The following is a 12,726-nucleotide window of genomic DNA, read 5'->3' as shown; positions in this document are numbered from 1 at the left end:
TATTGACCCTGTTCATGACAGTTCAGGAGCAAGGCATTAAACTAGGCGGGTCTGACCACATTTGGATATTTCCTGCATGTCTCCCATTTTTATTGGCATCACCGGAGCCTCTGCATCCGGCAAGAGCCTTTTATCCGTCACTATCTATGACGAACTGAAAGAAGAAGTCGGCGCCCACCACATCGGCATTATCAAAGAAGACTCTTACTACAAGGATCAAACTCACCTTTCCATGGAGGAAAGGCTGAAGACCAATTACGATCATCCATCCGCCTTTGACCACGGTCTGTTGGTCCGCCACATGGACCAACTCAAGGAAAAGCGCGCCATTGACGTGCCGGTCTATGACTACAAAGAGCACAACCGGGCTAAAGATTCGATATCCATGGAGCCGCGTCGGGTCATCATCATTGAAGGCATTCTGCTGCTGTCGGATAAAAATATCCGCAGTCGCCTGGACACCAGTATTTTTGTCGACACGCCCCTGGATATCTGCCTGCTGAGGCGTCTGCAGCGTGATATAGAAGAGCGCGGCAGAACCATGGAGTCGGTCATCAAACAGTACAAATCCACTGTCCGCCCTATGTTTCTTGAGTTTGTAGAACCCACCAAACAATACGCTGACATCATCGTCCCCAAAGGCGGCAAAAACCGCGTCGCCATCGAGATGCTGAAAGCCCGCATCAAGCAACTACTCGCTTGATTTTCAAAGACCCGTTGTCGTGTTGACGACGTCAACGGGTCCTAACGCCAAACTTGTCTTCCTCTCGCCCGCCTCAAACGTGAGTATTTCACAATTCCTTTGCGCCACATTGCGCTGATCAGTCATCTCTCTGGATTTAAGCTCTGTCTTCAGGGGTTGTTAAACGGGATGCTCCGTTTTTCATCCGTCCTCGCCAGACAACACAACCGCAAAGGAGAGACACGATGTCCGACATAACTAACGACGTACCTGCAAGCACTCGTTCACAAGCCAGCGAAAGCGATCGCCGCACCTTCCTTCGCAATGCCGCGTTGGTGACTGGCGCAGCCTCTATCACCAGTTTTTCCAGCGTCGCTTCCGCCGCGGACGACAGTGGCGCATCCCGTGACCGTAAAACTGTCAGCGCTTCATTCGATCCACAGTACGAAGTCAGCATCTGGGATTTGCAGAATATTCTGGAACAGATTCTGAACCAGTCAGGCTGCCCTACCTGCGGGCTGGTCGGTCTCGATCTGCGTCTGGGATTGGACCCTGTTGTAAAAATCCAGTCCAAGATTCCCGTCAACGTCACTCTGTACGGCGGTTAAGCGCCAATTACTTCGACCGGTCCGGGGCTGCCGGACCGGCGGGACAACAGCCGGAGCCTTTGCCATGAACGCGTTATCTTCCTTGCCCAAGTTGGGCGTCGGCATTAATTATCAGCCGGAGTTTATTCCTCTTCTACGCGGCTGTGAGGACGTGATCGACTTTATTGAAGTCAGTCCGGACATTTTGTGCCAGGAGTACTGGGACGGCGCGCAACGGCGCACTGGCCTCAGCCCTGATCGGCTCAGCGCAGCCATCGAGTGGTGTCGACTGTATCCCGTAGTCGTGCATGGCCTCGGCCTGTCGATAGGCTCCGCCAGCGGTTGGAATCAGGACTATATCCGTATTCTGGATGACTTTGCGGACGTGCAGCCATTTCACTGGCACAGCGAACACCTGGGATTTTTGCAAATACGCACCGCTGACGGCGCCGACCTGCATGCTGGCGTGCAATTACCCGTGCCGTTCACGGAGGAAGCATTGAACATCATCTGCCCGCGAATAGAGGCGATCCAGCAGCGTTATCAGGTCCCGTTTCTATTGGAGAACACAACCTATTACCTGCCAAATATGCCCCATGACGCAGGCATGGATGAGATTGAATTCCTTAACCGCATCACCGAGCGAACTTCCTGCGGCCTCTTGCTGGACCTCTACAACCTTTACTGCAACGCGATCAACTTTGGGTTTGATGTCTATGAGGCATTAAGTCGTCTGGACATGAGCCGGGTGGTCGAGATTCACGTAGCGGGCGGCGCTATCCATGAAGGCCTGCAACTGGACGTACACAGTGACAAGACGCCGCAGCCAGTGTGGGAGTTGCTGGACTGGACGCTGCAGCGCGCGCCTAACGCCCACGCGATTACCTATGAGTTGCTGGAACAGGCGCTGGATATCGTCAGCGAGCGAGGCGTTCAGCAACAACTGCAAACAGCCCGGGAAATCTGGTTGCGTCATCGCCAGCCAGTAAAAGAGGAGCGCCGCTATGCCGTTACATGATCTGCAAATTGCGATGGTGGAGATGATTCACTCCCACACTTCCGCTTGCTCGGGCGAGGTCGATCTAAGTCATCTGAACTTAAATGAGGCGGAGCGCGCCTGGCTGCAAGAGCTCAGTCTGTCTAAAGGGTTTCAGGTAACCTGCGACGTGCAGAAATGGTGGCGTAAAGCCAGGCTGCAAATCGCAGCGCCACTGACCTTACGTCTGCTGGAACGTTTACAGTTACAAGCGCTGGTGGAGGAATATATGCGGGCGACGCCCTGCCGTTCACTCTATTTTGTACCGGAGGCGATGTCGTTCAAAACTTTCATCTGCGAGCATACGGCGGATCCCCTGCTGCAGGCCCTGGCCACGTTCGAGAACGCACTGAAGGCGATTCACGAATATCGACTTTCCCCCGTCAGCACGATGGAGCCGAACAGTAATCGCTGTCGTAATTTTTCCATAGTCATCGCGCCAATGTCGCAATTAATCGAGTTTCCCGCAGCGCCGGAAAAATTACTCTGCGCCCTGATATTGAACCAACCTCTGCCTGCCGCCGAAGGAAGCCATCCAGTACTGACGGCCCCCGGCGTCAGAAAGTACTGGCGAGCCGCTACCGCAACGGAAAGAGACGTTCTACAACAATGCGCAGCGCCACAGCCTCTTGATCGCCTGTTAGAGAATGGCGCACATAAAATTCGTGTGGTGGAAAGGTTGGTCTCCGAGCGGGCCTTAAGGTTGGTTTAAACGAAAACGCCGGCGCAGGGCCGGCGTTTTAAGAGAATGATAATCCTTTGGATTACATAGGCGTAGTTTCTGTTAGAAATGAGAATTTAGCTCTCACTAATCTGCGCCAGTTATTTCCATCTGCTGAGCGCCACGTGTCGCCAAGCGGAGCCAGTTCCGTTGGACTTGGTCTGCCGCCAAATAACCATAACTGCCCACCGAACACTACCGCCTGATGGGAAAGTCTTGCAGCAAAGGCGGGAGCATCCATAGACGTCCACGTTTTACCATCTACGGATGTCCAAATGTCATTGAATACGGCGAGCTCATAACCATTACCGGCGATAATCCAGAGCTTGCCATCGTGTTCAAATAAAGTGTGGTTTTTCCTGCCGCTGAAAGGCGCCTCGCCCTCCGCCAGGATTGGCTTCCAAGTAACGCCGTCGGTAGTGGCCCACACATCATTTTGCAGCGTTGGGCTACCTTCAGCATCTGGCACTAGCCATAATTGATCATTATGCACAGCCATCTGATAGTCGCTGCGCTGGCCCACACCTGCAATGTCACCTTGTTTTATCCATTCAAGCCCATCGATGCTTCTCCACATAACGGGGAAGTCATCCCCGGAAGTATAGCCGATAGACCAGAGTGCGCCCTGAAACACTGCAAATCCTTGCGCCTCCCTAAGGCCAAAAGCAGGGGCAATGGAGTGTTTATTCCAAGCCACCCCATCGGTGGAATACCAAATCACACCTTCGTTATAAACAAACAGCTTACCATCGAAAACAACGGTTTTGTGCTTGTTCATCCCATCTGATTCGATAATCGCTCTCCGGGTCCAAAACACGCCATCGGTGGAGTTCCAAACCTGAGGGTTGGGTATGCTGACTTCACCATCAAACGCCATTCCACCGATCATCCACAGAGACCCATTGAACTCAACAATCTGATGATCATAGCGACGCGGAAGAGCGGCGCGAACTGTCGTTACTTCACTCGCTGAATCGCCGATTCCTTGCTTAATGGTGGCGGGCGAACTACTGCTTTCGCCATGCAACAACCAGTAATAGGCGGTTCTGTCGAGCAAAGCCGCACTTTCAGTCACGGTATCGCTATTAATCAGCGTCATAGCGCCATTTTCACACAGACTGTAATTGGCGATATCGCACTCCGGATCAGTCGAACTGATAAGCGACAGACTGCTGACTGAGCTGTCGGCGCCGTATGTCAGCTGAACCTGCGTATCTGTGGCGCCAACAAAAGCAGCGGCGCCTACGCCTGTCTCTATGGCGGAAATTCTGTATTCAAGCGACACAGGATTATGATTCGCATCTCCCGCCTTGGTCGCGGTTACTACAGCGTCGCCAATCCCAACGATGTTGAATACGCCATCACCTGCGGCGGCTATGGCCACATCAGCGTTGTCGACGCTGTAGGTAATTACGCCCACTCCCCCTTCGACCGTGCCAGCGGGGTTATTTATCGCATCACCAACAATCGTGTAGATTGGCCCTGGGTTTTCAAACGTAATAACTTGGTCCTTCTTAGCCACGGTAATCGTATAGCTGGCGGTGGCGGCTTCATAGGTCGCGTCCGCTTCCTTCGTGGCGGTGATCGTCGCCGTACCAACACCTACCAATTGCACCACAGCCGTTTCACTATTTACCGTCGCGACGCTGGTGTTGTTGGATGCGTAGAGAAGAGCGCCGGTTCCTGGCGCGCCGTCTTTAATGACGTTGGTCAAAGTGCCCCCATAAACGCCGTCCAGAGGACCTGGCTGCGTGAAGGCGATGGTTTGCGTTTTCTTGCTGACATTCAGCGAGTATTTGGCGCTGGCGGCGTTGTGATTCGCATCCCCCGCCTGTGTCGCCATAATAGAAGTGCTTCCAACGCCCAGCGCCATCGCCAGCCCGCTTTCCGCATCAACTGACGCAATGGCGGAATCGCCGACGCTATAAGTCACCGCCCCGGTAGACGTACTGGTAGCGACATTGGTCAGGGTCTCCCCAATAGTCAGGCTCAATGGACCTGCGCTGCCAAAAGTAAGGGCAGGCGTCTTCTTCGCCACATTGATGGTGTAGCTGGCTTCTGCGCTTTCATAGTTGGCGTCCGCCGTCTTGGTGGCGGTAATCACTACACTGCCGACGCCGACCATAGTCACTTCGCCTGTAGCGTTATTTATCGTCGCAATGCTTTCGTTGCTGGAAGCATAAGTCACCGCACCAGATCCCGGGGCCTCGCCGGTAACGACGTTAGTGTAGGTGTCGCCAAAGATGGACGCCACAGGACCTGGCGTCGTAAAGGCGATGTTCTGCACGCCTTTGCCAACGACAACCTTATAGCTAACGGAAGCCGCGTTATAGTTGGCGTCGCCAGCTTTGGTGATGGTGATCCGGGCTTCACCTACGCTGACGGCGTGAACTTCCCCGGTTTCCCTATCCAGCTCAATCGCCGTCTCTGCATCAGCGCTGTACGACAATGCGCCGGAGCCGCCCTCAACCACAGTAACGCCATTGGTCACTATGCTGCCAACAGTGGTTTCAATAGGCCCGGGGTTTCTTAACGAGAGCGTCTGCGCCTTCTTGTTGACGGTCAGGGTGTACTTGGCGATTGCGCTGCTGTAGACGGAATCGCCCGCCTTTTCCGCCGTGATCACAGCGGAGCCAGCGCCAACGAGTTGTACGACGCCGCTTTCAACATTAACGGACGCCACAGAGGTATTGCTGGAGGAGTAAGTTACGGAGCCGCTGCCGGGAGCGCCTTCCGCGATGGGGTTACTAACCGTTTCCCCATAAACGCCTTCCATTGGCCCGGGATTTACAAAGGCAATGCTCTGGATTTTTCTACCTACCGAAACAGAGTAAGTAGCCGTGGACGCTTTGTAGAGGTCGTCATCCGCTCTGATTACCGAAATATGCGTATTGCCCTCGCCAACGAAGGATACAAGGCCCGTCTCAGCGTTCACGGTCGCGACCTCGGTATTGTTGCTGAGATAGCTCAGCGCTCCAGAGCCTTTATTACCCAACAAGGTGTTGGTATAGGTTCCGCCAATGACGCCCTCTACAGGGCCAACATCCTTGAAAGACAGGTTCAGGTTTTTTCTGTCCGCTTCGATTGCGTAGGTGGCGGTCGCCTCCAGATAGACGTCATCCGCCAGCTGCGTGGAGGTAATGACGGCGCTTCCTACTCCCACAATCGTCACAACGCCGCCAGAGGTGACGCTGGCGACGGACGTATTGCTGGAAGCGTAGCGTACTTCGCCAGACCCAATGCCTGTAGCGATATTGGTGAAGGTATCCTCATAGGCGACGGCGTAAGGCCCAGGAGTCGCGAAAGTGATCTCTCCAGGGCGCTTTTCAACGACAACGGTATAAGTCGCCTGCGCGGCTTTGTATTCGGAGTCCGCCGCCTTAACAGCGGTAATCACGGTGGAGCCTGCGGACTTAAGTTGCACCACGCCGGAGGAAATATCCACGGTCGCGATACTTTCGTCAGCGGTCGCATAAGAAACGGAGCCCGTGCCTGGCGCCGACTCCTCATCGATCAGATTAGTGAGGCTGCCGCCAACCAACCCGGTCAATGGGCCAGCGGAGACAAAGGCGATATTCTGCTCTTTTAATTCCGGCGCGGTATCCATTCCATTACGAATGACCACTGTGCCCACAGCTGAGGCGACCACGCCGTTTTCCGTTGCGGTAATACGAACGGTAAAGGGCTCGTCCGCTTCTTCATCTTCGTCATCAATGATTTCAATGGCGATCGTCTTCTCAGTTTCGCCAGGCTCAAAGGTGACCGAGCCGGAGGCGGCGACATAATCCACGCCACTGGTGGCGGCGCCATCCTGGGTCATGTATTGCACCGTCACCGGCGCATTAGAGGCTCGGTTCAGGATCAGTTTCAAAGTCGCCTGTCCCGCCGCCTCATCAACGCTGGAGCCAGTCACTCGCACGAAGCTGGCGAGCGGCTCAACTACAATACTGGCGATATCTGAACTTTCTTTGCCCTTGGTGTCTTTCGCCGTCAGTTTAAAACTCAAAGTCTGGGTTTTCGTGACGTCAGGGGCCAGAATCATATTGCTCAGGCTGTTAGGCGTGGACAAGTAAACCGTCGGTCCGGACACCTGGGTCCAGGTAGTGCTTACGATTTCAGCGCCTTCCAGCGCTTCCGCCGTTCCTGCGAGAGACAGCACGACATTGGGGTCGGCATACTGATTGCCGCCGGCGCTGACTTTAGGCGCGACGCCAGAGTCGCCGCCCGGTGTGGGCGAGCCTGGGTCCGTGGGGTCTGTCGGTTCCGTCGGCGTCGCGCCGCCATCCGTCGCCGGCGCGTCGTCCGTCGAGCTGGAAGAGCCGCCACAGGCGGACAGCGACAGCAGCAATATCAATAATGAGAAAAAGGATAGGCATTTCTTAAGCATGACTGACTCCCTGTTATAGCTCGTATCTCACGCCAGTCTGCACCTGATAGGCGGTGAGATGCTCGTATCCGAATATCTGCTGATATTCCAAAAACACTGACAGGCCATGAGGCAACACAGCAGTGGTTCCTACGCCAGCCTGATAAAACAACGATTCCTCAGAGTCCGCTTGCAGATCAAAGCGATTGTTCGGATCCGGGTCGTAGGAAAAGCGTCCCGTCACCGCATCGCGATCAGAATGAATTTCACTCAGAGCGCTAAGCTGGAAGGATGGAATCAATACGCCCCAGTCACGGCTGATGGCGTAGGTTCCCTGCACGCCCGCCGCCAGCGTCAACTGATCAATGCGTTGCTCGCTGAGGGTCATATTGAGACCACCTGCGCCATTCTCACCGTAACCGTCGATATTGCTGTTCAGGTAAACTAAACGCACATAAGGGCTCAGGGTCAGCGCATTGCGCGACCACTGCCATTCCGCTCGCGTATTGAAAAGAAACTGATCGCCGCTGGTGTCGCCAACAGCGGTGACGTCTACATCGCCGGTGGGATCGGTGTAGGCGATGCGACGCTTGGAGTCAAAACGGGTTGCGCCATACCCCATCTGCACGTCAAAACTGAAATCGCCGACAAAATAGCTGGCGTAACCTAGGAAGGTATATATATCTGTATCCAGTTCACCGCCCTGGTTGGCGTAATCCACGCCAGTATGAGTCCAACCAAAAGCGCCGCCGACAAACAAATCGCGACGCAGCGCGTAATCCGCGCCCAGGGTCAACACCACGCCGGAATAGTCGTAGCCGCTTTCCAGACCAGTTTTATCGTATTCACCGCCTTCTCTTTGAATGTTGGCGAACACGCCCACTCGCGACCAGGGGCTGGACTCTTCACCTGCTGCGCCGCCGCTGGCGGCGCCATTCCAGGCAACGCCATTTAATGAAAAGCCCGTAGCGCCATTCTGCAGCAGTTTTTGGCGCTGGCTGACGGCGCTGTTTTGCGAACGGCTGGAGGATGCGGAGTTCCGCATTTGCGAAGAGGTCTCTTCCGGCGCGATCTTATTCAGCGCTTCCGCCACCAGTTCAGGATTATTAATGCCTAACTGGGAAAGACCTTCACAGCGGGCCAACAGCAAGCTGCCACCGGCGGAAATTTCATCATCCGTCTGCGAGTTCAAGCTTCCACAAGCGCTCTCAAAGGCTTGCGCGACCTTGCGATCATTATCTCCATCAGCCAAAGGCGTCACAGAGCTGTCGACGACGGTGACGGTGACGGTGGCGGTAGAACGGGTGGCAGGCTCCGCGTCGTCTTCTATGACATAAGTGAAAGTATCTGAACCGATAAAGCCTGAATTGGGGATATAGCGCACGCTGCCATCCGCATTGGCGGTGGTGGAGCCGTTATCCGGCGAACCAACGCTGACCAGTCGGATAGCGTCGCCATCGGAATCAAAGTCATTCGCCAATACATTGATGGTAAGCCTGCTGTCAGAGGCCATAGTGCGCGAGTCATCCACCGCGCTGGGAGGAGTCGCCCACAATGACTGCGACACAATGCATGAGCCCACGAGAATGGCGCTTCTGGAGGTCAAACCGGCATGCAAAATACGAGATACGAATCTGATCATCTGACACCCTGATCTAAAACTATTTGTGGTGGCGGCGCGCGCCCGCAGAAAAACCCGCCATGATTGGCGCAGCCTCGTCGTGCAGGGTGGAAAATGAGTGTGAACTGAAATTGTGATTATTGTGAGGGCGATAAAGTGATTAACCCTTCAACTTCCGTATTGTCACCACACTCCGTAACCGATTGATTATACCGGCTATAGCAACCGCCACTTTTGAATTAGTGGCTTTATCAATCACCTATAGCGAGGGATTGTATGCAAAGGCGTCAAAAAAGTTAACGAAAATTTACATTAACTCTACAGAAGGGGGATTAAAAATGACAGGAATGGGAAGCCGTTCTCTCAAGGCCGATGAATACGAGTCTGGCGAAGGGTTAAAACGTGATAGAAAACGGCGCCCGAGCCGGGCTGTAATAAAAAGCGCGGCTTCCATGCCGCGCTTCCGCATCAGATGCTTCCCTTGCCGTTCCTTATGGCTCGTTATTCATCCTTGTTGCTTCCCTGCATCGTGTCCTTACGTCTGATGTGTGTCCCTACGCTTTCTATATTAGTCAGCAGCCCCGGGTCACAACAGGCTACATATCCGCTACCTGCTGTGAGACATTCACTCATCGCCTTGAGACATGTCTCACCATCACCGGCGCCATGTCTCACACTGCGATCGTAAGCTCCTGTTTTTCACTATAACGCAACAGTCTGAGGGGCGGGCTCCAGATAGAACAGCTTCCTCAACGGCCCTCCTACCGGGCCGTCAAAGGGATAACAGGTCGTCAGCACCAGACGCGGGGGCATAGTGGACGATGCGGAGTCCGCGCCGGGCAGCGCCAGCATGACTTCATCCGCATTCACGACCTGGGCCCCGGTAACGCTGAACTCCAACCATTGGCCCGCAGGCGTCTGCCAACGCACCACATCGCCTTCACGGAGATCGCGCAGGGCCAGAAAGTGAGTGTCGCGATGACCGCTGACTACAGCCATACCTGGCTCCCCCACCACGGCGCTGGCTTCCATATGAGCCGGACCAAACGCCAGATTACGTCCGCTCGCGCCTTCCAGCACCACCCAGCGCGCCGCCAGCCGCGGCGCCTCCATGAGCCCCACCGGATAGGTGTCCGCCCAGGGCCAGGGTTTGTAAGCCACGGCTTCCTCCCCCGAGAAAGTACGGGCTGCAAGGGTGTCCCGCCACGCCTGTTCCAGAAGTATTTGAGCGAGCCAGGCTTTGGCCTGGATATATCCGCCGCCACCCAGGCTCACCGCTCCGACGAGAAGAAATATCAATGCGGCGGCGCGCTTTGGCAAAGTCATACGCGCCTCCCGAAGCGATACTTACGATTTCTCAGTTCCCGTATATCCCTCCAGCCCAGCAGACCCGCCACTGTCATGCAGAATACGCCCACGTGAATCATCAGAGGCGAAGCGGTCGCGGTTCTGGGCATACGCGCCATATTCGGGGACATTCCCTGCGGCAGCAAATTGGGAACCGCATCGCTCTCCAACTCACTGTCTCTGGGACGCGCCGGCGTCTCCTCCACCGCCACAAAGCTGGTATAGGGGCTCATCAAGGCGAAATCCAGGGCCAACGGCAGTACGGTGTCTCGCACACTTTCTTCAGTTTCACCCATGCTTTTGCGATCCAGCCAGTGGTCGATCTTATGACGCGCCCAAGCCCGCGCCACACCTTGACTTGGCGCAGCCTGTTGCAGGTCCAGGCTGCGTGACCACAAAGGCTGTTCGTCCTGCAGCAGTCCCACGCCGAATCCTTGGATCGAGGCGGGCAACTCCGACATCCCTGCGCCGTCTTCCACCTTGAACAACAGTTGCACCGGCTCGCCGCGATACAGGTCAGGAATCGCCAAGGGATAGACTTCAGCATTCGGCGTCACGGGGGTATCCAGGCGCACATCCCGTAACGCTGGTTGCCGCAAGGCGTCGCTCAGCTCCGCGATCTTGTCGCTGACTTCCGACGTATCGCTGATGTGGCGATAGGTTCCACGGCCGAATTGCGCCGCCTTGCGCATAAAAAAGCGATTGGGCGATGGCCCGATGCCCACGGTAAACAGGCGCGAATCGCCAAGCTGCTGATCAATCTGCTTGAACAGCGCCATTTCATTGCCAACACTGCCGTCGGTCAGAAACACAACCTGGCGCACATAGCCTTCCGGCGCCGCATCGCTCAGAGCGCGGTCCAGCGCCTCAGCGATTTCAGTGCCGCCGTCAGCCTTGAGACCGCGTACAAAGCGGCGCGCCTGATGCAGTGCGCGTTCCTGAGCGGGCGTCGCTTGTGGAAACAGTTTGCGGGCGCTGGAGTTGAACTCAATCACATTGAAACGATCTCGCGGCGTCAGCGTATCCAGCGCTTGCAGCAGCGCCTCGCGCGCCTGCTGGATAGACACTCCTTCCATGGAGCCTGATGTATCAATCACCCAGATCAACTCTCGCGGCAGACTCAAGCCTTCATCGGAAAACTGCGGCGGCATCAACAACAACTGCGCGTAGACATCATCGCCCACCACTTCTTTGAATAACGCCGCCTCCGGCTCCGCTCCCTGTCTCACGCGCCAGGTCAACGTGAAATCCCGATCCATGAGGATGTCTTTATTCGACTCCAAAGACACCTCGTAGCCATTGGTTTGTTGCACCCATTGAATGCGGTGCGTGGCGCTTTCAATCGACTCCAGAGGCAAGCCGGGGTTCAGATGTACGCGGATGCGCGCTTGGTGGGAAGGCGTCGCCAAATCCTCCGCCGCAATTGTCGGCGGCGTGATTTCCGGTGCGTCAGCCACCTGATCCGTCGCCGGCGCCCAGCCGCTGTCGTTAATCAGCGTGCTCTCATGAGAGCGCAACTCATTGCGCAGACGGTTTTTATCTTCTTCAGACCAGGCAGGCGCCGCTGATGATCCGGGGATGTATCGCGGCGTCACCGTTAAGGGCAAAGCCAGAGAGAATGCGCCAGCACGGTAGCGGATATTCTGCTGATACCGCAGGGTGAGTGTGATCATCTCCCCAGGACCGATATTCGCCACTTTATGGGTGAACAGGTTCGGGCGCTGCTGATGCACAACCGCCGCTCTTTTGCCTTCAGCTTTCGCCTGCTGATACACCTTTTCGGCTTTCTGCTTTTCTTCGATCTTACCGACAATCAGACGATCCCCCACCTGCATATCCATACTGAATACCGCGGCGTCCTCCGGTAATGGGAATACATACACCGCCTCCCGCCATTGCTGAGAGTCATTACGGAATGTTTGCGTCATCTCCGTCGTGGCGATCAGGCCCGCCACATTGGCGTCGTAGCTGGTGGACAAAGTAACGGCGGGAAGATAGTTCGGTGAAGAGGCGTCGTTTGCCAGGAAGAATAATTCCCCAGAGCCGACATCCGACCAGTCGTCATTCACCGCGCGGGCGAGACTGGTCCAACAAAGCGTCGATAAGAACAAGGCGAAAACCATCCATCCCCTGTATAGGGAAGCATGGGCATAAGTTGCGTTTAGCATGCTGGCGTTCCTTTTTTCTTTTAGAGCGAAGCGTGCCTGCAGTATGTGGCTCGCAAAAGGCGGCCACCGGGCCAATTAAGGCAGGTGAAAGGATGAATTATGACGAAATGTGGCGAAGAGAATGCTGGCTGGGGTAAAACTTCAAATGGATGTTTTTAAACGCAAAAAGAAAAGGCGCAGCTCCTTGCCGCGCCTTTT

8 protein-coding genes are annotated in these 12,726 nt (G+C 55.3%); 4 read left to right on the top strand and 4 right to left on the bottom strand.

What is annotated here, in order from left to right; all coding sequences use genetic code 11:
- The first annotated feature begins 76 nt into the window (after positions 1–76).
- The 4 genes from udk to EUZ85_RS03000 all read left to right on the top strand — a co-directional run bounded on the left by udk (position 77) and on the right by EUZ85_RS03000 (position 3,017).
- Positions 77–703 (top strand): uridine kinase, encoded by a 627-nt coding sequence (gene udk, locus EUZ85_RS03015; RefSeq protein ID WP_011394096.1) that lies wholly within the window; start codon positions 77–79, stop codon positions 701–703.
- Positions 704–927: 224 nt separating this feature from the next.
- Positions 928–1,290, top strand: a complete 363-nt coding sequence (locus tag EUZ85_RS03010; protein ID WP_127967852.1) for a twin-arginine translocation signal domain-containing protein — start codon at positions 928–930, stop codon at positions 1,288–1,290.
- 64 nt (positions 1,291–1,354) lie between these two features.
- Positions 1,355–2,287 carry a DUF692 family multinuclear iron-containing protein gene (locus EUZ85_RS03005; RefSeq protein WP_127967851.1) on the top strand — a complete coding sequence of 311 codons (933 nt, stop codon included), beginning with the start codon at positions 1,355–1,357 and terminating at the stop codon, positions 2,285–2,287.
- Entirely contained in the window at positions 2,274–3,017 is a 744-nt protein-coding gene (locus tag EUZ85_RS03000) for a hypothetical protein (RefSeq protein WP_127967850.1), read from the top strand. Before EUZ85_RS03005 ends, EUZ85_RS03000 begins: the two co-directional genes overlap by 14 nt.
- 52 nt (positions 3,018–3,069) lie before the next feature.
- Here the strand turns inward: EUZ85_RS03000 and EUZ85_RS02995 are convergent, their stop codons facing one another.
- The 4 genes from EUZ85_RS02995 to EUZ85_RS02980 all read right to left on the bottom strand — a co-directional run bounded on the left by EUZ85_RS02995 (position 3,070) and on the right by EUZ85_RS02980 (position 12,528).
- On the bottom strand, positions 3,070–7,413 hold the full coding sequence (locus EUZ85_RS02995) for an Ig-like domain-containing protein (RefSeq protein ID WP_127967849.1): 4,344 nt from the start codon (positions 7,411–7,413) through the stop codon (positions 3,070–3,072).
- 13 nt (positions 7,414–7,426) lie between these two features.
- Positions 7,427–9,034, bottom strand: a complete 1,608-nt coding sequence (locus tag EUZ85_RS02990) for an autotransporter domain-containing protein (protein WP_127967848.1) — start codon at positions 9,032–9,034, stop codon at positions 7,427–7,429.
- A 681-nt stretch (positions 9,035–9,715) separates the two neighbouring features.
- Positions 9,716–10,339, bottom strand: coding sequence for a class GN sortase (locus tag EUZ85_RS02985; RefSeq protein ID WP_127967847.1), 624 nt, complete (start codon positions 10,337–10,339; stop codon positions 9,716–9,718).
- Positions 10,336–12,528: a marine proteobacterial sortase target protein gene (locus EUZ85_RS02980; RefSeq protein ID WP_127967846.1), complete on the bottom strand. Its 2,193-nt coding sequence runs from the start codon at positions 12,526–12,528 to the stop codon at positions 10,336–10,338. Before EUZ85_RS02980 ends, EUZ85_RS02985 begins: the two co-directional genes overlap by 4 nt.
- Positions 12,529–12,726 lie beyond the last annotated feature (198 nt).

Origin of the sequence: Hahella sp. KA22, from assembly GCF_004135205.1 — a bacterium.
Lineage (GTDB): Bacteria > Pseudomonadota > Gammaproteobacteria > Pseudomonadales > Oleiphilaceae > Hahella.
This window is presented reverse-complemented; position numbering and strand designations above follow the sequence as displayed.

What these genes read in the sequence shown, in the direction of transcription:
- EUZ85_RS03010 (WP_127967852.1), top strand. Translation starts at nt 928, where the DNA reads ATGTCCGACATAACTAACGACGTACCTGCAAGCACTCGTTCACAAGCC.
- EUZ85_RS03000 (WP_127967850.1), top strand. Translation starts at nt 2,274, where the DNA reads ATGCCGTTACATGATCTGCAAATTGCGATGGTGGAGATGATTCACTCC.
- EUZ85_RS02980 (WP_127967846.1), bottom strand. Translation starts at nt 12,528, where the DNA reads ATGCTAAACGCAACTTATGCCCATGCTTCCCTATACAGGGGATGGATG.
- EUZ85_RS02995 (WP_127967849.1), bottom strand. Translation starts at nt 7,413, where the DNA reads ATGCTTAAGAAATGCCTATCCTTTTTCTCATTATTGATATTGCTGCTG.
- EUZ85_RS02985 (WP_127967847.1), bottom strand. Translation starts at nt 10,339, where the DNA reads ATGACTTTGCCAAAGCGCGCCGCCGCATTGATATTTCTTCTCGTCGGA.
- EUZ85_RS03005 (WP_127967851.1), top strand. Translation starts at nt 1,355, where the DNA reads ATGAACGCGTTATCTTCCTTGCCCAAGTTGGGCGTCGGCATTAATTAT.
- udk (WP_011394096.1), top strand. Translation starts at nt 77, where the DNA reads ATGTCTCCCATTTTTATTGGCATCACCGGAGCCTCTGCATCCGGCAAG.
- EUZ85_RS02990 (WP_127967848.1), bottom strand. Translation starts at nt 9,034, where the DNA reads ATGATCAGATTCGTATCTCGTATTTTGCATGCCGGTTTGACCTCCAGA.